Genomic DNA, 21,754 nt, shown 5'->3' on the forward strand with positions numbered 1-21,754 from the left:
GCCCGAGAGGGTCGTCGGCGTCGAGCGGTGCGTCGTCGTTCCCGCCGCCGACGCGGCACTCCCGTGAGGACCCCTCGCCATGACCCCATCCCTGCGCGCCCTCGCGCGTCCCCGATCCGTCCCCGCCGCACGTCCCAGCCGGGTGCGCCGCACCCTCGTCCTCGTCGCGCTCGGTGCGCTCGTGGCCCTACCCGCCGGGCCGGCGTCCGCGCACGTGCGCGTCGTGCCCGAGTCGACCGCCGCGGGCGGGTGGAGCGCGCTGACGTTCCGCGTGCCCACCGAGTCGGACACCGCGTCGACCGTCGCGTTGTCGGTCGAGCTGCCGTCGGACGTCCCGTTCCTGTCGGTGTCGACCCGGCCCGTCCCCGGCTGGACCGCGACGCTCGAGCGGGCGCCCTTGCCCGAGCCCGTGGACTTCTACGGCACCACGCTGACCGAGGCACCCGCGCGCGTGACCTGGACGGTCGATGACGCGCAGTCCGCCGTCGCGCCCGGGCAGTTCCAGGAGTTCGAGATCTCGGTCGGACCGCTCCCCGAGGACGCGGGCACGGTCGTCGTGCTCCCTGCCGAGCAGACGTACTCGGACGGCACGGTCGTGCGCTGGGCGGACGTCGCCTCGGGCGACGGCGAGCCCGAGCACCCCGCGCCCGTGCTCGTCGTGACGGAGGCCGAGGCCGAGGACGAGGCCGGGGCTGCCGCCCCTGTCGCGGCGCCGGCCGAGCCGGAGCGTCCGAGCGCGTCGGGTACGGTCGCTGCGACGAGCCGGCCCGACGGGCTCGCGCGTGCGCTCGGCGGAGCCGGGCTGCTGCTCGGCGCCGCGGCGGTCGTGATCGCGCTCGTCGGCCGCCGATCGACGACCGAGGGAAGGAAGTGACCGTGCGCATCGCGAGGCTTCTCGCCGGGCTGCTCGCCGCCGGATTGCTCGTCATCGGTGGGGGCACGGGCGCCCAGGCGCACGACGTGCTCGTGTCGAGCGACCCGCGACCCGGCTCCGTCGTGGAGCGGGCACCCGAGGCGATCACGCTGACGTTCTCGGCACCCGCGCTCGCGATGGGCACGAAGATCGTCGTGCGCACGCCCGACGGCCGTGACGCGGCCGACGGTGCCCCGGAGCTGGTCGACTCGACCATCCGCCAGCCCGTCGCGGGCTACCTGCCCGCGGGGGAGTACACCGTCGAGTGGCGCGCGACGTCCGCCGACGGGCACCCGGTGGACGGGACGTTCACGTTCTCGGCCGCGGGCGCGGTCGGCGAGCCCGAGCCCACGGCGACGCCGTCGCCCGACCCCGAGCCCGCCGCGGAGGCGACGACCGGTCAGCCGTCGCCGCAGGTCGATCCCACGCCGTCGGCGCTGCCGACCATCGACCCGGGCCCGCGCAGCGGCGGTCCGGCGACGTTCGTGATCGGCGGGCTGTTCGTCGTCCTCGCAGCAGGGGTGGTCGCGGTGCTCGTCTCGGCCCGACGCTCGCGCGGTCCGGGGGCCTGAGCCGACACGTCCCGCGTCCCCTCGTCGGGCGGGCGCGGGACGTGCAGCCAGGCCACCAGTACCACCGAGATCAGCATGAGCAGGAACCAGGCCACGAGCTTGTGCACCGAGACGAGGTGCCAGCCCGCGGCCTGCGCCGGGTAGAGCCAGGCGCCCGCGAGCGTCCCGAGGTTCTCGGCGATCCAGATCACGCCCGAGACGAGCACGAACGCCACGAGCACCGGCATGCGCCGCACGCGCGTGAGCACCCGGAAGTGCATGACGCACCGCCCGTACAGGACGACCACCGCGGCGACCAGGAGCCAGCGCGCGTCCCACCACCAGTGGTGCGTGAAGAAGTTCGCGTAGATGGCGCCGGCGAGCAGCGCGGTGAGCCAGCGCCGGGGGTAGCGGTCGAACCGCAGGTCGAAGATCCGCATGACGCGCGCCAGGTACGAGCCCACGGCGCCGTACATGAAGCCCGAGAACAATGGCACCGCGCCGATCGCGAGCACACCGCCGGACGCGTACGACCACGATCCGGCGTCGGTCTTGAAGACCTCCATCGCGGTCCCGACGACGTGGAACAGCAGGATGACGCGCATCTCGCGGGCCGTCTCGAGCCGGGTCGCGAGCATGAGCACCTGGATCGCGACCGCGACGAGCGTCAGGGCGTCGTTGCGGGCCAGCGGCGCGTCGGCGGGGTACCAGAGGCGGGTCGCGAGGATCGCCGCGAGCAGGAGCGCACCGAACAGGCACGCCCACGCCTGCTTGAGCGTGAAGACCACGAGCTCGACGAGCCAGGCCCGCGGCCCGTCCGTCGGCAGCCGGTCGAGCCGCCGGTGCGCCCAGGCGTCGATCCGCTGCTCGACGGACGTCATCCCGCGCTCGACGGCCGAGCGTGCCTGCGTCAGTGGCCGGGCCAGCCGGTGGGCGAGGAGCACAGGCTCAGCCCAGCACGGCGGCGCCACCGGCGGGCTCGGTTCGTGTGGAGGTTGTGGGCGAGTGGCGCGCAGGTGTCGGGCGTCATGGCTGGTCCGCGCCCGTGCGGCGGCCGCAGCCCAGCGGGGATCAGCGCGACGGGGTCAGCGGGGCGCTGTGGGTCGCCCGGGCCGACGGAGGACGAGCTCGCGCTGCTGCTCGTGCGCCGCTCGCTGCGCGGGTGCGGCGAGGCGCGCGTCGTCGGTGTCCTCGCCGCGCGCGAGCGCCGAGAGGTAGGCCCGGTCGGCCGCGACGCGCTCGGCGAGGTCGGCGCCCCCGGTCCCGTGACCCGGGACGACGATGCCCGCACCGCACGACGCGAACGCGTCCAGGGCGGCCAGGTGGTCGCCCACGGGATCGGCCGCGTGGTCGTCGAGCAGCGGGATCTCGAGGTCGCTGAGCATGTCGCCCGCGACGAGCACCCCCGTCTCGGGCAGCAGCAGCGCGCTGTGGCCGGGTGCGTGCGCGCGGTGTGACAGGACCAGGGTGCGGGGGCCGGGCCAGCCGGTCGCCTCGTGGTCGAGGACGCGCCAGGCACCGGTCGGCGCGGCTCCTGGCGTCTCGGGGCGCAGCGCCGCGGGCCGGGGCAGGGGCGCGATGGGCGCCGGCCGGTCGTCCGGGCGGTCGCGCAGCGCGCGGGCGAGCTCGTCGTCGGCGTCGCGCTGAGCGGCGAGGCGAGCCACGGTCACGTCGTCGATGCCCTCGCCGGACCACGTGGCCCAGCGGGGGACACCGGACAGCCCGGCGCCGTCGAGGACGTGGTCCCAGTGGGCGTGCGTCGACCAGACGGCGACGGCGCGCCATCCCCGCGCCCGCAGGGCGGCCCCGAGTCCTGCGACGTCGCGCGCGGTCACGGCGGGATCGACGACGAGGCACGCGCCGTCGTCACCGACCACGATCGTGCTCGTCGTCGTGTACACCTCGCTCGTGGCGACATGTACGCCGGGCGCGACCTCGACGAGCACGCGCGCGTCGGGCGATCCGGCGGTGGTCAGTGGTCCGCCGCGAGCGCCGCAGCGCCCACGATGCCCGCCGCGTTGAGGAGCTCTGCCGGGACGATCTTCGTCCGCAGGTCGAGCAGGGGCAGGAACTTCTCGTGGTGCTTGCTGACGCCGCCGCCGACCACGATGAGGTCCGGCCAGAACAGGTTCTCCACCACGGAGAAGTAGCGCTGCAGGCGCTGCGCCCACTGCTCGAAGTCGAGGCCGTCGCGGTCGCGGGCCGCGTCCGACGCGCGGGTCTCGGCGTCGTAGCCGTCGATCTCCAGGTGCCCGAGCTCGGTGTTCGGGACCAGCCGGCCGTCGACCACCAGCGCGGAACCGATCCCCGTGCCCAGCGTGACGACGAGCACCACACCCTCGACGCCCTTCGCCGCGCCGTACCGGGCCTCGGCGAAACCCGCGGCGTCGGCGTCGTTGACCGCCACGACCGACCGGCCGGTGGCCTTCGAGAACAGCCGTTGCGCGTCCGTGCCGATCCACGAGTCGTCCACGTTCGCCGCCGACTGCGCGACGCCGTGCAGCATGACCGCGGGGAACGTGATGCCGATCGGCACCTTCTTGTCGAGGTCGAACGAGTCGACGATCTCGCCGACCGTCGCGGCCACCGCGTCCGGGGTCGCGGGCTGCGGCGTGGGGATGCGCAGCCGGTCGTCGGCGAACTCACCCTTCGCCAGGTCCACGGGGGCGCCCTTGACGCCGCTGCCGCCGATGTCGATGCCGAACGCGAGGTGGTGGTGGCTCATGGCAGTGTCAGGATCTCCGCTCCGTCATCGGTGACCAGCAAGGTGTGCTCGAACTGCGCCGAGCGGCGACCGTCGGCCGTCAGGACCGTCCAGTCGTCGTCCCACATGACCCAGTCCGGGGTCCCGAGGTTGAGCATGGGCTCGATCGTGAACACCATGCCGGGCTCGATGACCGTGTCGTACTGCGGCGCCGCGTCGTAGTGCGGGACCACGAGACCCGTGTGGAACGCGGGTCCCACGCCGTGCCCGGTGTAGTCGCGCACCACGCCATACCCGAATCGTGCGGCGTACTTCTCGATCACGCGACCGATGACGTTGATCTCGCGGCCCGGCTTGACGGCCTTGATCGCGCGGTCGAGCGACTCCCGGGTCCGTTCGACGAGCAGCCGCGACTCCTCGTCGACGTCCCCGGCGAGAAACGTCGCGTTGTTGTCGCCGTGCACCCCGCCGATGTACGCGGTGATGTCGACGTTCACGATGTCGCCGTCCTCGATCACGGTCGAGTCCGGGATCCCGTGGCAGATCACCTCGTTGAGGCTCGTGCACAGCGACTTCGGGAAGCCGCGGTAGCCGAGCGTCGAGGGGTACGCGCCGTGGTCGAGCAGGAACTCGTGCCCGATGCGGTCGAGCTCGTCGGTCGTGGCGCCGGGGCGCACGTGCGCGCCGACCTCGGCGAGCGCCTGCGCTGCGAGGCGGGCCGCGACGCGCACCGCCGCGATCGTCTCGTCGTCCAGGACGTCCGGCCCGGTGTAGCGCTGCGGTCCCGGCTTGTCGACGTACTCGGGACGGGCGATGGTGGACGGGACGGCACGCCGTGGACTGATCGTGCCGGGGACGAGCATGGAGCGGACGGGCGACATGCCTGGCAGTCTACGGAGCGCGCGCACGCCCACGCGGAGTGCGCGCTGGTCGGACGAGTCGGTCGCACGAGGGAGGCAGCGGTGGGCGAGGACACGCGGGAGTACTGGTACAACACCGAGACCGGGCAGGTCGAGGAGGGGCGCCGCAGCGACTGGAGCAAGGTCATGGGCCCGTACCCGTCGCGCGAGGCGGCGAGTCACGCGCTCGAGCAGGCACGCGCGCGGTCGGCGGCCTGGGACGCGCAGGACGAGGCCGAGCGCTGACCCCACGCGCGCGGCCGGCGCCCGAGGGCTCACCGGCTCACTGCAGGAAGCTGTGCTCCGCGTCCGGGAACGTGCCGTCGCGGACCTCGTCGACGTAGGCGGTCGCGGCGGCCCGGAGCGCGGCCCCGACCTCGCCGAACCGCCTGGCGAACCGCGGCGACCAGTCGCCCATGCCCGCCATGTCGACCCAGACGAGCACCTGGCCGTCGCACTCGGCGCCCGCGCCGATGCCGATCGTCGGGATGGCGACGATCTCGGTGATGCGCGCCGAGACCGGCGCCGGGACCATCTCGAGCACCACGGCGACGGCGCCCGCCTCGGCGACCGCGAGCGCGTCCTCGGACAGCGCCTCCGCGGCCGTGTCGCCGCGGCCCTGGACCCGGGGCCCGCCCAGCAGGTTCTCCGACTGCGGCGTGTAGCCCAGGTGCCCGACGACCGGGATGCCCGCGGCCGTGACCGCGCGGATCTGCGCCGCCGAGCGCTTGCCGCCCTCGAACTTCACCGCGTCCGCGCCGGTCGTCTTCATGACGCGCACCGCCGTCTCGAGCGCCTGCTGCGGTCCGGACTCGTACGAGCCGAACGGCAGGTCGACGACGACGAACGCGCGCCGGGCGGCGCCCGCGACCGCACGCGCCGCGGGGATCATGTCGTCCACGGTCACGGGCAGCGTCGTCGTGTGACCGTGCATGGTGTTCCCGATCGAGTCGCCGACCAGCAGCATGTCGACACCCGCCTCGTCGAAGATCCGGGCGGTCACCGCGTCGTAGGCCGTGAGCATCGTGAGCCGGCGCCCGGCCTCCTTCGCCTCGCGCAGGTGGTGGACGCGCACGCGCTTGGGTGTCTCGGTCATCGTCACTCCGTTCGGTGCTGCGGGGTAGGTCCTGCGGGATGGGTCTGCGGGGTGGGCCTGCGGATCGGCCGCACGGAGGCCCGTGGGCTCAGGGCTCGCGCCAGCGTGACGTCACCGGCAGCCGTCGGTCACGACCGAACGCCAGCGCCGTGACCTTGGGGCCCAGGGGGTACTGCCGCCGCTTCCACTCCGCGCGGTCGACCAGCTGCAGCACCCGGTCGACGACGTGCTCGTCGAACCCGCGGGCGAGGAGCTCGGCGCGACCCTCGGCGTGCTCCACGTAGGCGTCGAGCACCTCGTCGAGCAGGTCGTAGGGCGGCAGCGAGTCCTGGTCGGTCTGGCCGGGCCGCAGCTCGGCGCTGGGCGGCTTGGTGATCGACGACTCCGGGATCGGCGGGATGTCGCCCCGGTCGACCGCGTGGTTGTTGCGCCAGCGCGCGAGCGCCCACACGCGCGACTTGTCGACGTCCTTGAGCGGGGCGTACCCGCCGATGCTGCCCGCGTCGTAGATGGTGGCGTAGCCGGTCGCGAGCTCGGACTTGTTGCCCGGCGCGATCACCAGGTGACCCTCGCGGTTCGAGATCGCCATGAGGATCACGCCGCGCACGCGCGCCTGCAGGTTCTCCTCGGCGACGCCGTCGAGCGCGAGCTGGCCCTGGAACGCGTCGACGACCGGCGCGATCGGCTGCACGCGGTAGTCCGCCCCGATGCGCCGGGCGAGGTCCTGCGCGTCGTCCTTGGAGTGCTCGGACGAGAACGCCGAGGGCATCGAGACGCCCACGACGTTCTCGCCGCCGATCGCGTCCGCCGCGATCACCGCGGTGAGCGCCGAGTCGATCCCGCCCGAGACCCCGAGCAGAACCGACCGGAAACCATTCTTGCGCACGTACCCGGACAGCCCGAGCACGACCGCGCGGTACGTCTCCTCGTCGGCGTGGAGCGCGGGGACCTGCGGACCCGGGAGGGACGGCTCGCCCTCGTCGGCGAGGTCCCACAGCAGCAGGTGCTCGACGAACTGCGGCGCGGTCGCCAGGGGGGTGCCGTCGCGGTCGACGACGAACGAGCCCCCGTCGAACACGAGGTCGTCCTGCCCGCCGACGAGGTTGACGTACAGCACCGGTGCGTCGACCTGCTCGGCCCGTCGCGCGGCGAGCTCGGCCCGCACGTGGCCCTTGCCCTCCTCGAACGGCGAGCCGTTGAGCACGACGAGCGCCGCGACCTCGTTCTCGTCCATGAGCGAGACGGGCCCGCCGTCCTGCCAGATGTCCTCGCAGATCACGACGCCGATGCGGCGACCGGCCACGTCGATCACGCAGATCTCGTCGCCGGGGGAGAAGATCCGGTACTCGTCGAACACGCCGTAGTTGGGCAGGTGGTGCTTGGAGTAGCGCGTCTCGACGCGGCCGCCGCGCAGCAGCACGGCGTCGTTGGTCGGCCGGACGGCGTCGGACGCCTCGGGGCGTCCCGCGACCACGTCGCCGACGAGCTCGGAGTCCGGCAGCGGCGCCGTCGGTGTGCCCGGTTCGACGAGCCCTTCGGGCCCCGCGCCGTCCGCCGGCCCGTCGTCGGCCTGCCGGTCCCTCCGCAGCCGGCGCGCCGCGCGCTCCCCGACGGACCCGACGAGCACGGCGACGTCACCCAGGCCCGCCTCGTCGAGGTCGACCGCGAGCCGCTCGAGCGTCGCCTGCGCGGCGCGCCGGAACGACGCACGCAGCGCGAGGTCCTCGATCGGGTAGCCCGTGAGGGTCATCTCCGGGAACACGACGAGCTGCGCACCCTCGTCGGCGGCTCTGCGCGTCCACTCCAGCACGAGGCGCGCGTTGCCCTCGAGGTCCCCGACACACGTGTCGACCTGCGCCGCTGCCACTCTCACCCGACCCACGCCCCCGACCCTACCGACCTCGCTCCACCCCGACCGCACTCCACCCCGACCGCACTCCACCCTCACCGCACTCCACCCCCATCGCACTCCACCCCCACCGCCACGGCGTGCCTCCCACCCGCGCCCGACACCGCCCGCGTCGTGCCACGCGCTCGACACCTCCGACGCCCACCGCCGTCGCGCACCTCCCACCACCCCACCCCGTCGGCCGGCACCCGCGCCGCCCCACCGGACCTCATGCGCTTCGCCGCCGTGCCGCCCCGCCGACCCGCGCCCGCGTCTCGAGGGTCGATGCAGCGATGAATGCAGCGACGAAGAGCGCACTCTGCGCGCTTCCTGCATTCATCGCTGCACCGTCGGACGGCGGTGAGGACTTGCGACCGGTTCGGTGCGCGGACAGCGCGGCGTGGGCCGTTGATGGGCGGGCGAACGGCCGCGCGGGCGGCGCGAGCAGGGCGTGGCCGGGCGGGTCGTGGGCGCGGTCAGCGGACGGGGCGGGGGGTTGCTCGGGCGGCCGTACGGGGACGTGTCCGGAGTGACAGGTACGTGCGCTCGAGACGCGCGAGGACGTCGTCCGGACTGACGCGGATCTCGCGGGGTGTCAACGCGATGCGGATCACTCCTGCCTCGGCGAGTGCGCTGTCGGCGCGAACCGTCTGCGTCCACGCGTCACCGTTCGCGTGGTACGCGTGCGAGTGCACCTGGACGGCCAGCCCGACGTCGTCGAACCACAGGTCGGGGGTCGGCAGCCGGACGCCGTCGGGCCCGACGAGCTCGGGGTTGAGCAGGGGAGTCGGCAGCACCGCGCTCCGGCGGACGAGCCGGACCAGGTCGTGCTCGGCGACGGACCAGGCGCCCGTCGCAGCCGCTGCGATGCCCGCCCGCAACGTCGCCGAGCGCTGGCGTGGGCCGGCGTAGAGCTCGTCGTGCAGCAGCGTGAGCGTCGTCGCCCGGCGCTGCACCGCCTCGATGACGAGGGCCTCGGCGAACCGTGCGTCGGTGCTCGCCCGGCATGCGTCGGCGACCGCGCGGGCGGGCAGAGCGACCGGCAGCGGTCCGAGCTGACGCCGTGCGTGCGGCATGCGGTGCGTGCGGGACACGCGGACGAACGCCGCGCGCCGCGGGGCGCGGCGAGCCGGGACGAGCAGGTCGACGACCTCGGGCGTCCCGGCGTTGGTGAGACCGTGCAGCCGTGCGCCCGCGATGCCGGTGATGACGGCGTCCGGTCCGGCCATGAGCGTCGCGGCGAGGTACCTCGCGTGCTCGTCGAGCGGCGCGCGGGAGAGTCGCACCACGCCGGGAAGCACCGCGCGCCACTGGCTGACGAGCCGACCTCGGACCATCGCGTCGCTGACCCCGGCTGCGCGCAGCTGGGCGCGTGTGAGCATGCCTTCCTGCACGTCAGCCAGTGCGAGCAGTGGCTCGCCGATCGATGTCCTGACCACACCGCATCTCACCGCGTGTCCCCGCACGATCGTCGCGACGACCGCCCCACCTGTGGACGCGCCACCCCGCCCCGAGCGCTGAGGTCGGCTCGCCCCGCTCCGCACGCTGAGATCGGCTCGCCCTGCCCAGCCCCGGCCGGCGGCCACCCGCTCACGCTGAGCTCCGACGCCGCGACGCCGCCCCCTTCCGCCCGTCGTTGCAGTGATGAATGCAGGGTGGGTGGTGGTCGAGCGCATGAAGCCTGCACTCATCCATGCACCCACGCAGCGATGGCAGGTGGGTAGGGGGGCGGGGTGGGGGTGGTGGCGCTCGGGGGGTGCGGCGGGGTGTCGTTGCGCTGGACGGGAGCGTGGGTGGGGGGTGCAAGGCGGGGTCGGGGGTGGGCGGCTCGGAGCGGGGCGCGCCGGTGGGTGGGATGGGCACGTGTGCAGGGGGTGGGATCAGGCAGGATGGGCGGCATGGACAGGCAGCAGGAGTTCGTGCTCCGTACGGTCGAGGAGCGGGACATCCGCTTCATCCGTCTCTGGTTCACCGACGTGCTCGGGATCCTGAAGTCGGTGGCGGTCGCTCCCGCCGAGCTCGAGGCCGCGTTCTCCGAGGGCATCGGGTTCGACGGCAGCGCCATCGAGGGCCTGACGCGCGTGTACGAGGCCGACATGATCGCCCGCCCCGACCCGTCCACGTTCCAGGTGCTGCCGTGGCGTGGCGAGCGGCACGGGACCGCGCGCATGTTCTGCGACCTGCTGACGCCCGAGGGCGAGCCGAGCCTTGCCGACTCGCGCAACGTGCTCAAGCGCGCGCTGAGCCGCGCGAGCGACAAGGGGTTCACGTTCTACACGCACCCCGAGGTCGAGTTCTACCTGTTCGACGCGCCCGCAGACCCGAGCCTGCCGCTCGTCCCGGTCGACCAGGGCGGCTACTTCGACCACGTGCCGCGCGGCACCGCGCACGACTTCCGGCGTGCCGCCATCACGATGCTCGAGTCCATGGGCATCTCGGTGGAGTTCTCGCACCACGAGGCCGGCCCGGGACAGAACGAGATCGACCTGCGCTACGCCGACGCGCTGACGACCGCGGACAACATCATGACGTTCCGCCAGGTCGTCAAGGAGGTCGCGCTCGAGCAGGGCGTGTTCGCGAGCTTCATGCCCAAGCCGCTGGCCGACCAGCCCGGCTCCGGCATGCACACGCACCTGTCGCTGTTCGAGGGCGACCGCAACGCGTTCCACGAGCCGGGTGCGCACCTCGAGCAGTCGAAGGTCGCGCGCCACTTCATCGCGGGACTGCTCAAGCACGCCGCGGAGATCACCGCCGTGACCAACCAGTTCGTGAACTCCTACAAGCGCCTGTGGGGCGGCGCCGAGGCGCCGAGCTACATCTGCTGGGGTCACAACAACCGCTCCGCGCTCGTCCGGATCCCGATGTACAAGCCGGGCAAGGGCAACTCGAGCCGCGTCGAGTACCGCGCGGTCGACAGCGCGACCAACCCGTACCTCGCGTTCGCCGTCCTGCTCGCGGCCGGCCTCAAGGGCATCGAGGAGGGGTACGAGATGCCCGAGGGTGCCGACGACGACGTGTGGGAGCTCACCGACGCCGAGCGTCGGGCGCTGGGCATCGAGCCGCTGCCGCAGTCGCTCGACCAGGCGATCGCGGTGATGGAGAAGTCGGAGCTCGTGGCCGAGACCCTCGGTGAGCACGTGTTCGACTTCTTCCTGCGCAACAAGCGTCGCGAGTGGGACGAGTACCGCGCGCAGGTCACGCCGTACGAACTGAAGCGGTTCCTGCCGGTCCTGTGAACCGATGAGCGAACGTCCCGAGCGCGGAGCGTCGCTCGCCGCACGCCTGACGCGCGCGGGCGTCGACGACGTCCCGCGGGCAGAGCGGCTGCTCGCGGACGCGGCGCTGCTCGAGGTGCTGCCCGACGCGGCGGAGGTCCTCGTCGGGCCCCTGGCCGACGTCGCCGACCCCGATGCGGCGCTGCTCGCGCTCGCCAAGCTCGCGGGAGCGGTCCGGGACGACGCCGGGCTGAGCGCGCTGCTCACGCAGACCCTCACGCACGACGACGAGCCGCGGCACCGCCTGCTCGCCGTGCTCGGCGCGTCGGTCGCGCTCGGCGACACGCTCGGCGCGCACCCGGCCAACCTGCGGCTGGTCGCCGACCCGACCCCCGGGACGGGTGTGCCGGCGGCGGAGGTCCGCGCCGAGCTGCTGCGCGCCGTGGGTGCCGACCCGACGCACGACGTGCCGGTCGCGACGGTCGTCGGGACGGACGGCATCGACGCGATGCGCCGGGCGTACCGGTCGCGGCTGCTGCGGATCACGGCGACCGACCTGACGGTGCCCGACCCCCTCAACCGCATGCCGGGCGTCGCGGCCGCGCTCGCAGACCTGGCCGCTGCGGCGCTCGAGTCGGCGCTCGCGCTGGCCCGGGCGGACCTGCCCGACCACGGCGCGGGCGTGCGGCTCGCGGTGATCGGGATGGGCAAGGCCGGCGGCCGTGAGCTCAACTACGTGTCCGACGTGGACGTCATCTACGTGTGCGAGCCCGCCGAGGGCTCGGGCCTGAGCGAGGCGGACGCGCTCGCGGCGGGCACCCGGCTGGCCTCAGGGCTGGCCCGGGCCTGCTCGACGCCCGCGGGCGAGCCTGCGCTGTGGCCGGTCGATGCGGCGCTGCGGCCCGAGGGCAAGGACGGGCCGCTGGTCCGCACGCTCGCGAGCCACCGCGCGTACTACGAGCGCTGGGCCAAGACGTGGGAGTTCCAGGCGCTGCTCAAGGCTCGCCCGCTCGCGGGAGACGTCGCCCTGGGACGCGCGTACGTCGAGATGACGCAGCCGTTCGTGTGGTCGGCGGTGCAGCGCGAGCACTTCGTCGAGGACTCGCAGGCGATGCGCCGACGCGTCGAGGGGAACATCCCCGCCGCGGAGGCCGACCGTCAGCTCAAGCTGGGCGTCGGAGGGCTGCGGGACGTCGAGTTCACGGTCCAGCTGCTGCAGCTCGTGCACGGCCGGTCCGACGAGGCCATCCGCAGCGGCAGCACGCTCACGGCCCTCGCGGCGCTTGCGGCCGACGGGTACGTGGGCCGCGACCACGCGGCCCGGCTCGCGGTCTGCTACCGGTTCCTGCGGCTGCTCGAGCACCGCATCCAGCTGCACCGGCTGCAGCGCACCCACCTGCTGCCGACGGGTGAGGCGGACCTGCGGCGGCTCGCGCGCTCGGTCGGGATGCGCGCCGAAGGCGCCGAGGGACTGCTCGAGCGCTGGCGCCAGGTGCGGCGCGACGTGCGCCACCTGCACGAGGAGCTGTTCTACCGGCCACTGCTGCCCGCGACGGCGCGGCTGTCCGACGAGGAGGCGAGCCTGGCTCCCGAGGCCGCGCGCGCCCGGCTCGCGGCGATCGGCTACCGCGACCCGGCCGGTGCGGCCCGGCACATCGCCGCGCTCACCGAGGGGGTCTCGCGGCGCGCGTCGATCCAGCGCCAGCTGCTGCCGGTCATGCTCGGCTGGTTCGCCGAGGGCCCGGACCCCGACGGCGGCCTGCTCGCGTTCCGACGCCTGTCCGAGCAGCTGGGTACGACGCACTGGTACCTCAAGCTCCTGCGGGACTCGGGCACGGCCGCGCAGCGCCTCGCGCACGCGGTGTCGACGTCGCGCTACGTGGCCGACGCGCTCACCCGCTCGCCCGAGTCGGTGACCTGGCTCGCGGGCGACGACGAGCTCGAGCCCCGCGGTCGTGAGCGCCTGGCCGCCGAGGTCGACGCGGCGCTGACGCGTGCGCACGAGCCCGTGCCGGCGGTCACGTTCCTGCGTGGGCTGCGTCGTCGTGAGCTCGCGCGCACAGCGGTCGCGGACGTCCTGGGAGTCGTGACGGGCGCGCGGGCGGCCCAGAGCGTGACCGCCGCGGCCGACGTCGTCCTCGCGGGGGCGCTGCGCGTCGCGGAGGCCGAGACCCGCCAGGCGCGGGGCCTCGACCGGAACCCGACGCGCATGCTCGTCGTCGCGATGGGCCGGTTGGGCGGGCGCGAGATGGGGTATGCGTCGGACGCCGACGTGCTGTTCGTGCACGATCCCGAGCCGGGCGCGGACTCGCGCGCGGCACAGGAGTTCGCGGTCGCGGTGGCAACCGCCCTGCGCCAGCTCCTGGGCGCGCTCGGTCCCGAGCCCGCCCTCGCGGTCGACGCCGACCTGCGCCCGGAGGGCCGCAACGGCCCCCTCGCGCGGTCGTTCGACGCGTACGCGGAGTACTACGAGCGCTGGTCGTCGCCGTGGGAGAGCCAGGCGTTGCTGCGTGCGCGGCCCGTGGCCGGTGACGCCGAGCTCGGGGAGGGCTTCGTCGCGCTCGTCGACCCGTTGCGCTACCCCGAGGGCGGACTGGACGCGAGCACGCTGCGCGAGGTCCGGCGCATCAAGGCGCGCGTCGAGGCGGAGCGACTGCCCCGCGGCCAGGACCCCGCGCGGCACCTCAAGCTCGGCCGGGGCGGGATCGCGGACGTCGAGTGGACCGCCCAGCTCCTGCAGCTGCAGCACGCCCACGAGGTGGCGGGGCTGCGCACGACGAGCACGCTCGACGCGCTCGCCGCGGCGTGCGGTGCGGGCCTGCTCGAGGCGGACGACCTGACCGCCCTGGTCCAGGCCTGGGAGCTCGCGTCGCGCTTGCGCGACGCCAACGTGCTGTGGACCGGCCGTGCGGAGGGCGCACACGCCGACGCCCTGCCGCACGACCACCACGCGCTCGGCGGGCTCGCGCGCGTCATCGGGTACCCGTCGGGTTCCGGTGGCGAGCTCGAGCAGACGTACCTGCGCACCGCCCGGCGCGCCCGAGCGGTGGTCGAGCGCGTCTTCTACGGCTGACGGGTACGCGCCCCGACGAGCGCGAGCTCGGCGGCGGTGCCACGGTGGTGCCCTTGATGCACTGACTCAGCCCGCGGCCGCACGAGTATCTACGGCGCCGTTCGTGCGCTCCTTCGTGTCGTCCGTGGTGGTCCGAGCGTGGGGGGACGCTGTGACGACGAGGTCCGGCGAGAACGTGACGACGCCCGTGCCCGCACCGCCCGGGTCCGGCCGGGCGTGACGGGCGGCGGGCGATGGGCGACCATGGGACGGAGCGCGCGGCTCAGCCGCGGACGGGCGTGCAGGAGCCCGGCGCACGCGTGACGTTGCTCGGCGACTTCCGCCTGCAGGTGGCCGGGAGGTCGGTCGAGCTCGGCGGGTCGTGCCGGCGGGTCGTCGCCCTGGTGTGCCTGCGCGGAGCGGTGCCCCGGGCACGTGCGGCGGGCACGCTGTGGCCGTCGGTCGCGGACCAGCGCGCGGGGGCGAACCTGCGCACGGCACTGTGGCGGGTGGGCCTCGTGGCGCCGTTCGTGCTGCGGGTCGACCGCGGCTGGGTCGAGCTGGGACCCGCGGTCACGGTGGACGTGCAGGACCTCACGCAGCGGGCGCTGGCCGTCGACGAGCCCGACGACGAGGTCACGTCGCTGTCGCGGCTCGCGGACGCCGACCTGCTCCCGGACTGGGACGACGAGTGGGTCGCGGAGGACCGTGAGCGCGTGCGACAGCTGCGGCTGCACCTGCTCGAGGCCGTGGCCCGCCGGCTCGCGTCCGAGAGCAGGTTCGCGGCGGCGGTGAACCTCGCGCTGACGGCGCTGCGCGCCGACCCGTTGCGCGAGAGCGCGCACCGCACCGTGATCGCGGTGCACCTCGCGGAGGGCAACCTGGCCGAGGCCCGCCGCGCGTTCGCCGCGTGCCGTCAGCTGCTGCGCCGCGAGCTCGGAGTCGAGCCGTCGGCCGCAACCGCGGCGCTCGTCGCGCGCCTCGTGCCCGACCGTGCGCTCAGCTCAGCGTGAAGTCGCAGGTGAGTGTCTGGGACGAACCGCCGTCACCGACCTGCACCGACAGCGTGTAGGTCCCTGTGGTCGCGGTGTCGGCGAACTGCACGCGGAACGCCGAGCCGGTCGCCCCGAGGAAGGCTGCGGCGTCGGGTGCGTCCGCGCGGGAGACCGGGTCGGCCGTGCCCGAGGGCGGTGCGGCGCCGTTGATCGAGGTGATCGCCGGGGGAGTCGTGACCGGCGCCGGGACCAGGAGGAAGGCCTCGGTGCCGCGCGCGAGGGTCGTGAGCTCGGTGGCCTCCCGACGGGCAGCGTCGCGCAGCGGGAGCGTCGCGACGACCTCGACGGTCAGGGTCCGCACGGGCACGTGCAGGTCGCGCGACAGGTGCATGCCGGCGAGGGCCAGCCCACCCTGGTAGTGCCCGTCGGTCGCGGCGTGCAGACGGCTGACCTCGACCGGGACGGGCGTCGTGGTGGCGGAGCGGGCCGTGAGCCGCGCGGCCGTGTCGATCACCAGCGCACCCGTGGGCTCGAGCGCGGTGACCTGGTGGATCCGCGGCACCGCCGGGGCGATCACGAGGTCGACCGACTGGAACGGCACGAGGGTCAGGTGGTCGCTCGTGCCGGGTGCGGACGCGTCCAGCGTCTGGCCGGCACCGGTCACCGTGACGTCGTCGACCCGCACGTCGAACCACAGGGGCTGGCGCCCAGCCGCGACCGCGTCGACCGACTGCTGGGCGCCGCCGATCCCGTTCCGGGTCGTCACGCGGTGGGTTCCTGGGCGCGTGAACGCCGCGTAGACCGCCTGGTTGCGCTCGATGCGCGCGCCGGCGGGCACCGTGCCCAGGTCGGAGGCCCGGAAGCCGAGCGGGTCGGGCGTTCCCGCCGCCGGGTCCGTCACGGCGATCGCGCGAGGGTCGGGGTCGCGCTCGGTGAGGTCGCTCGCGACGAACGTGCCCGGGTCGGTGACGGTCGGGTCGGGGACGGTCGTGCCGTTCGGCGCGGCGGACGTGCCGACGGCGGCTCCGTTCGGCATGAGCCGCAGGTCGCGCGTGAGGTGGACCCCCGGCGCGTCGAGGCGTCCGTCCTCGACGAAGGACGTGCTGGAGGACTCGGGCCAGTAGCGGTACCGCATGACGTCGCCGACGACGGCGTGGGCGGTGGTGAGCCCGTCGTGCGTGACGTCGCCCGTCAGACGCCCGAGCGGGGAGTACACGTCACCGGACTCGCTCGAGGCCTCCTGCTCGATCTGCGACTTGTGGGCGTTGGCGTCACCCGGGAACATCCGGTCCCACCACAGGTGGCCGAACGGCAGGAGCGAGAAGTTCTGCGTGCCGAGCAGCCAGCGCATCACGCGCAGCAGCCAGCGCGTCCAGTCGCCGGGCGCCACGGCGGGCTCGACCTGCCCGTACGGGTCGAACAGCCACTTCATCCAGCCCATGCCCATCTCGACCATCGCCGAGGAGTCGGCGTTGCCGAGCGGGTCGCTCGCGCCCACGCGTGCGACGCGGACCGACAGCTCGTCGCCCGTGACGGGCACGGCGGTGGACAGCTCGACGCGCCCGCCGCTCACCGCGAGCACGTCCGTCCGGAACGGCCGCCCGGCGCGGTAGCGGACGACCACGCGGTCCTCCGGCGACAGGCCGTGCCCGCTGCCGAGGTCGATCGCGAAGTGGTTCGCGGCGTCGATCGTCCCCGCCTTGTACGAGTACCAGTCGAACGCGCTCTCCGGCTCGTGCGAGTCGTAGCCGCCCACCCGGACGTCGCCGGTGAAGGCGACGGCCTCGGTGAGGGTGAGGGTCGTGCCGTCCTTGGTCGCGGACCGGATCACGGTGTCCTCGCCGCGCCGGATCGTGACGCGGCCCGTCGCCGGGAGCTTCTCGGCGTCGGCGGCCTGCGCGAGCGTGAGCGTCGTCCCGCCCGCGCCGACCGTCGCCGCGAACAGGTCGCCCGTGCCGACCATCGCGCGGCCCAGCCCGTAGAACGCCTTGCCCACGAGCCAGAAGATGCCGCCCCACGTCGTGCCCGCGAGGAGGTTGACCAGGCCCCCGTGGGTCATGAGGTCGAGGATCGCGAACGGGACGTCGAAGCCCCCGACCGCCTGCTTCTTGCGCACGGCGACGCGCCCCGTGGGCAGCGCGCCGTTCTCGACCCGGACGCTGAACTCGTCGCCGGTCACGGCGGTCACCGACGCCTCGACGATCCGCGCGCCCTGCACGACCTGCAACGTGGCGCCCGAGCCGATCGAGACGGTGGCGTGCTGCGGGATCGTGACCGACCACGTGCCGCCGGTCCCGGTGGCCACCGTCGCGTCGAGGAACGCCGAGAACTCGGGCAGCTCGGTGTCGCTCGCCAGGATGCCGGGCAGCTCGAGCGCGATCATCGGGAACGCGCAGAACCACAGCGGGCCCCAGCGGTGGTACTGCACGGTGTGCGTGAGCTCGTGGTTGACGAGGGACTGCCCGCGGTCGATCTCGGTGGGCTCCTCGTCGGGCACGAGCAACGTGCCCGGCCCCAGCGTCGCGGTCCGCGCGTCGCCGACCGGCTCGAGCGCGACGACGACGACCGACTGGTTCGCGGCGGTCGTCAGCGGGGTCACCCCCGCCGGGACCTCGGCCAGCAGCAACGCGCCGTCGCGCGTGACGGCGTCGAAGAAGGCGGTGTCACGCGTGAGGGTCGAGCCGGTGGTCGTGCTCGTGTGCGCGAAGGTCGACAGCGCGGCGCCGGTCGCGGTCACCGGTGTGGAGAACGTGACCTCCGCGACGGGCGCGTCGCCGTTCAGGATCACGGGGTGGGTGACCTCGCCGTCCACGATCCCGAGCACCGAGGTGGTGCCGCGCAGGTCGTCGGAGCGCCAGAGCGTGAAGGTGGCCGTGGTCGTCGCGCCGGTCCCGGTGCGAGTGCCGTCGGTGCCGAGGAACGGTCCGCCGGTGTCCGGGTCCGAGACCGCGGCCTGCTGCACCGTGACCGCCGTCCCGACCGCTGCGGTGAGCGCGGGGCCGCCGGCCAGCGTCAGGCGACCGTTCGCGACCGACGCGACCCGGTGCCACGTGGTCGTGGCGCCCGCCGGGGTCACCGCCAGGATGTCGCCGGGCACCGCGCGCAGGAACGGCGCGGGGACCGTGGTGCCACCGGGCGGGGTGACCGTCCCGCGCAGGTCGACGGCGGCGGCCGAGGCGACGACCGCGTCGTAGGTGTAGCCGGTCGGCGCGAGCCGGACGAGCCTCAGGCCGGTCGCGCCGAGATCGACCGCGGGGGCGAACGTCACGGCGCAGCGCAGCGAGCGGATCGCGGTCAGCTCGGTCCCGACGAGCACGGGCCGGCCGACCTGCAGCGCCGCTGCGAGCGCGGGCACCGGGGGCGTGGCCGTGGAGGGCGTGGGCGTGAACGTGCCGGACACCGCGTCGCCGGTCAGCCGCGAGGTCGCCGTCGGCGGCTCACCGGTGACGCGCGTGAGCATGACGGGCATGCCCTCGAAGCGCTCGGGCGAGGGGACGGCGATCGCGAGCAGGTTCGTGCTGACGACCGACGTGATCGCCGAGCCGGAGGTCGTCCACCGTTCGACGATCCACGGCCCGCTGCCGACGAGCGGGCGGTCGAGCACGACGACGTCGTGCGTCGGTGCACCGGGCACGACGCGCGCGTGCGCGAGGCCCCCGCCCTCGACCCTCAGGACGACCGTGCCCGCGGACCCGTCGGGCGCGGTGCCCGCGGACACGGGCGTGTAGGTCAGGGCGGGGTCGGTCTCGACCGCGTCCGCGCGGGCGCCGAGCACCGTCCCGGCGGTGACGCTCCGGAACGACGTCGTGCCGGCGGGTGCGGCGACGTCGATGGTCACGACGCTCCCCGCGGGCGGTGCCTCGACGCGCACCCCGGTGCGCGTGCCGCCCTCGACGACGCCCGTCGCGCCCTGGCCGGGGGGTGTCGTCGGTCCGAAGTCGAGCGTCGTGCCGCTCGGGGTCACGGTCTGGTTCGGGCCGAGCGTCCCGGCCGCGACGGAGATCGGGGAGGCGAGCGTGCCGGGCAGCGGGCGCTCGAGGGGGAGCCGCGCCTCGAGCCGGGCCACGCGCGCGACGAGCACCTGACCGGTCGCCGCGGTCAGCCGCAGCAGGTCTCCCGCGGCGTACGTCGCGGTGGTGCCGCGCGCGCTGAAGGAGTTCGCCGGCGCGCCGGCGGGTCGGGACTCGCTGGACGCGGGCGCCGCGGCGAGCGGGGTCACGGTCAGCGCGGCGCCGGTCAGCGGGAGGTCCTCGGTCAGCTGGACGCGTTCGCCCATGGGCACGGGCAGCACGCCGAGCACGGTGGCGATGGCCATCGCGGTGCCGTCGTCGACGAGGATGCGTGCGCCGGCGGCGAGCCCGGTCGGCGCGGGCGCCGTCAGCACCGAGCGGAGCTCGAAGTCGCCGGCCGCCACGGGCCCGGCCCGCAGCTCGGTGAGCGTGGCGGTCACGTCGTGCCGGGTGTCCAGGCGGGTCCGGTCGAGGTGCAGCCCACCCGACGGGAACCACGGCGTGAGCGTGCCCGGTGCGGCAGGCACGCCCACGCCACCGTGCCGCGTCCACGCGGTGAGGTCACCGGGCAACCACGGCGCGCTCGTCGGGCCGCACGCGAGGAGGGACGCCGCCGCTCCCGTCGGGGCCAGGGACAGGTAGGTGCCGTAGTGGGTCGGCTCGTACCGACCGAGCGGGTCGACGACCTCGCCGCGCTGCAGCTCCTCGAACGCGCTGTCGGGCGCCCACACGATGTGCTGCGTGGTGAAGGCGCGGCCGCCCGTGATGACGTTCATGAAGCCGTCGCGTCGCACGCCGAACGCGCCGAGCCGGTCGGTCGTGCTCATGCCGGTCGAGCTGAAGAAGTCGTACTGGCTGCCCGCGAAGGGCGCGGCGATCAGGCTCATGAAGAGGTTGAACCACCAGTCGATCCCGAAGAACGACATGATGTTGTTCTGGAACGACCACGTCAGCGTCGACAGGACCAGGCCTCCGGACACCCCGCCCGTGGGGTCCGACCGGCCGACCGGGTCGCCCCGGCACACCTCGTACGCCGACCGCGGCGCGCTCTCGACCGGCAGCGGGCCCTCGTACCCCGCCGGCCGACGAGGGTCGTCGTCCCCGCCGTCGCACGGGTCCGGCTCGCCGAAGGTGCCCGTGGTCGGGTCGAGGCGGCGCAGCGGCAGATGGACGACCTGCCCGTGCACGCGGCCGCCGAACAGCCCAGGGACCCCTGGGTGGCGCAGCAGCGCCTCGCCGTACGCGTCGCGGGGGATCCGCAGCGCGTCGCGGCTGGTCAGCACGCGCACGGGCGTGCCCGACGGGTCGAGGCTGAACACGGCGCCCAGCGGCGCACCGAGCGGGCCGTCGACGCGCGCGAGGCACCGCATGCCGTCCCACAGGTACACCGCGCGCACCCGGCCGTCGGCGTCCCGCGTGACCCAGGTGCGGCCGTCGTCGTCCACGACGTCGCCCGCGGGCCGGGCCGCGACCGTGCGCCGGCCGCGGTCGTCGTACGTCAGGACCCGGGTGCCGGTCTCGTCGTGGACCTCGCGCACGCGGCCGTCCGGGCCGAGCACGAGGCGGCGTGCGGTGCCCGGGCCGCGGACCTCGACGAGCCCGTGCGGACCATGGGTGTACCACCAGCGGTGCGACGAGGGCGCCGGGTCCGGGCCGCCGGGCAGGCACGCGACCACGCGGCCGAGCGCGTCGCGGCGCACCTCGACCCCGTCGACGAGCGTGAGGTCGTCGCCCTCCCAGCGGTAGTGCTCGCTCCACGACGGGCCGACGACCGGATGCACCTCGCGCACGAGCGAGCCCTCACCGATCCGCTCGACGCTCCGGGCGACGCCCGGCCACGTCCGGGTGCCGTGGCGGTCCACGACGAGGTAGTCCCGCCCGCCGCCGCGCAGCGCGACGAGGACACCCGACGAGCCGTCCCGCTCGATCTCGAGCACTCCCGCGGCGCCCAGGTCGAGCTCGTCGGTCTGCGTGCCGAGGTCCGGTCCCGGACCGGGCTGTGCCGGACCGGGACGTGCCGGACCGGGCCGTGCCGGGGCGGCCGCGGGCGTGCGGGTCGGGTCGGTGATGGTCATGGCGTCACCCCACGGATCCGGAGACGGAGACGGACGCCGATGCGGACCCGCCCGCGTAGCGGATCGACTCCAGGAGCGCGACGAGCTCGTCGCGGATCGAGTCGACCAGGGTGGACACCGCGTCGGCGACCTGCGGCGGGATCGCGTTGACGGTGGCGATCATGCCGTCGACGTCGAGCTCGCGGAGCTGGTCACCGACCTCCACGAGCTGCTGCCCCACGCCGTCGAGCGCGGCGATCGGCAGCACGTCGGCGATGCGGGCGACCTGCTCGGCGACACCCGAGAGGTCGGGCATGAGACCGGCGGGGTCCAGCCCGCGGATCGCGCCCGCGACCTGCGCGAGCAGCGCGTCGAGG

Annotated in this window: 14 protein-coding genes and 1 pseudogene; 6 read left to right on the forward strand and 9 right to left on the reverse strand. The window is 74.6% G+C overall.

Translation table 11 applies throughout. The features are described from left to right. The first annotated feature begins 79 nt into the window (after nt 1-79). Nucleotides 80-874: a YcnI family protein gene (locus CWIS_RS04970; protein WP_048342141.1), complete on the forward strand. Its 795-nt coding sequence runs from the start codon at nt 80-82 to the stop codon at nt 872-874. A gap of 92 nt (nt 875-966) precedes the next feature. After that, a pseudogene (locus CWIS_RS19245) lies at nt 967-1,221 on the forward strand (copper resistance protein CopC); the annotation flags it as partial. A 92-nt stretch (nt 1,222-1,313) separates the two neighbouring features. On the opposite strand, the gene CWIS_RS04980 reads toward CWIS_RS19245, so the two are convergent. The 4 genes from CWIS_RS04980 to map form a co-directional block, all read right to left on the reverse strand. Beyond that, a complete protein-coding gene (locus CWIS_RS04980) occupies nt 1,314-2,345 on the reverse strand; it encodes a DUF817 domain-containing protein (RefSeq protein WP_082156236.1) in 1,032 nt (343 codons plus the stop codon). A 204-nt stretch (nt 2,346-2,549) separates the two neighbouring features. Beyond that, nucleotides 2,550-3,410: an MBL fold metallo-hydrolase gene (locus CWIS_RS04985; protein ID WP_053071558.1), complete on the reverse strand. Its 861-nt coding sequence runs from the start codon at nt 3,408-3,410 to the stop codon at nt 2,550-2,552. A gap of 26 nt (nt 3,411-3,436) precedes the next feature. After that, a complete protein-coding gene (gene ppgK / locus CWIS_RS04990) occupies nt 3,437-4,189 on the reverse strand; it encodes a polyphosphate--glucose phosphotransferase (RefSeq protein WP_048342142.1) in 753 nt (250 codons plus the stop codon). Beyond that, nucleotides 4,186-5,049, reverse strand: coding sequence for a type I methionyl aminopeptidase (gene map / locus CWIS_RS04995; protein WP_048342143.1), 864 nt, complete (start codon nt 5,047-5,049; stop codon nt 4,186-4,188). The genes ppgK and map overlap by 4 nt, the downstream gene beginning before the upstream one ends. Before the next feature lie 81 nt (nt 5,050-5,130). On the opposite strand from map, the gene CWIS_RS05000 reads away from it, so the two are divergent. Then, nucleotides 5,131-5,313, forward strand: a complete 183-nt coding sequence (locus CWIS_RS05000) for a hypothetical protein (protein WP_048342144.1) — start codon at nt 5,131-5,133, stop codon at nt 5,311-5,313. 37 nt (nt 5,314-5,350) lie between these two features. Here the strand turns inward: CWIS_RS05000 and panB are convergent, their stop codons facing one another. From panB to CWIS_RS05015, 3 genes are all read right to left on the reverse strand, one after another. Then, nucleotides 5,351-6,163 (reverse strand): 3-methyl-2-oxobutanoate hydroxymethyltransferase, encoded by an 813-nt coding sequence (gene panB, locus CWIS_RS05005; RefSeq protein ID WP_048342177.1) that lies wholly within the window; start codon nt 6,161-6,163, stop codon nt 5,351-5,353. Nucleotides 6,164-6,251: 88 nt separating this feature from the next. Then, nucleotides 6,252-8,045 carry an NAD+ synthase gene (locus CWIS_RS05010; RefSeq protein WP_048342145.1) on the reverse strand — a complete coding sequence of 598 codons (1,794 nt, stop codon included), beginning with the start codon at nt 8,043-8,045 and terminating at the stop codon, nt 6,252-6,254. A gap of 482 nt (nt 8,046-8,527) precedes the next feature. Further along, the gene (locus CWIS_RS05015) at nt 8,528-9,433 is read right to left on the reverse strand and encodes a hypothetical protein (protein WP_156186555.1); all 906 of its coding nucleotides are present in this window, start codon (nt 9,431-9,433) and stop codon (nt 8,528-8,530) included. Nucleotides 9,434-9,949: 516 nt separating this feature from the next. Here CWIS_RS05015 and CWIS_RS05020 point away from each other — a divergent pair. From CWIS_RS05020 to CWIS_RS05030, 3 genes are all read left to right on the forward strand, one after another. After that, nucleotides 9,950-11,287, forward strand: a complete 1,338-nt coding sequence (locus CWIS_RS05020) for a glutamine synthetase family protein (RefSeq protein WP_048342146.1) — start codon at nt 9,950-9,952, stop codon at nt 11,285-11,287. 4 nt (nt 11,288-11,291) lie between these two features. After that, complete coding sequence (locus CWIS_RS05025; protein ID WP_048342147.1) at nt 11,292-14,339, forward strand: bifunctional [glutamine synthetase] adenylyltransferase/[glutamine synthetase]-adenylyl-L-tyrosine phosphorylase; 3,048 nt, start codon at nt 11,292-11,294, stop codon at nt 14,337-14,339. Nucleotides 14,340-14,617: 278 nt separating this feature from the next. Beyond that, a complete protein-coding gene (locus CWIS_RS05030) occupies nt 14,618-15,331 on the forward strand; it encodes a BTAD domain-containing putative transcriptional regulator (protein ID WP_048342179.1) in 714 nt (237 codons plus the stop codon). Here the strand turns inward: CWIS_RS05030 and CWIS_RS05035 are convergent. Next, nucleotides 15,318-21,398, reverse strand: coding sequence for a hypothetical protein (locus tag CWIS_RS05035; protein ID WP_048342148.1), 6,081 nt, complete (start codon nt 21,396-21,398; stop codon nt 15,318-15,320). The two genes, CWIS_RS05030 and CWIS_RS05035, sit on opposite strands and share 14 nt — an antisense overlap. A 4-nt stretch (nt 21,399-21,402) precedes the next feature. Beyond that, on the reverse strand, nt 21,403-21,754 hold a 352-nt coding region (locus CWIS_RS05040), incomplete at its 5' end, for a hypothetical protein (protein ID WP_197080766.1).

It is taken from the genome of Cellulomonas sp. A375-1 (assembly GCF_001040865.1).
Taxonomy (GTDB): domain Bacteria; phylum Actinomycetota; class Actinomycetes; order Actinomycetales; family Cellulomonadaceae; genus Cellulomonas; species Cellulomonas gelida.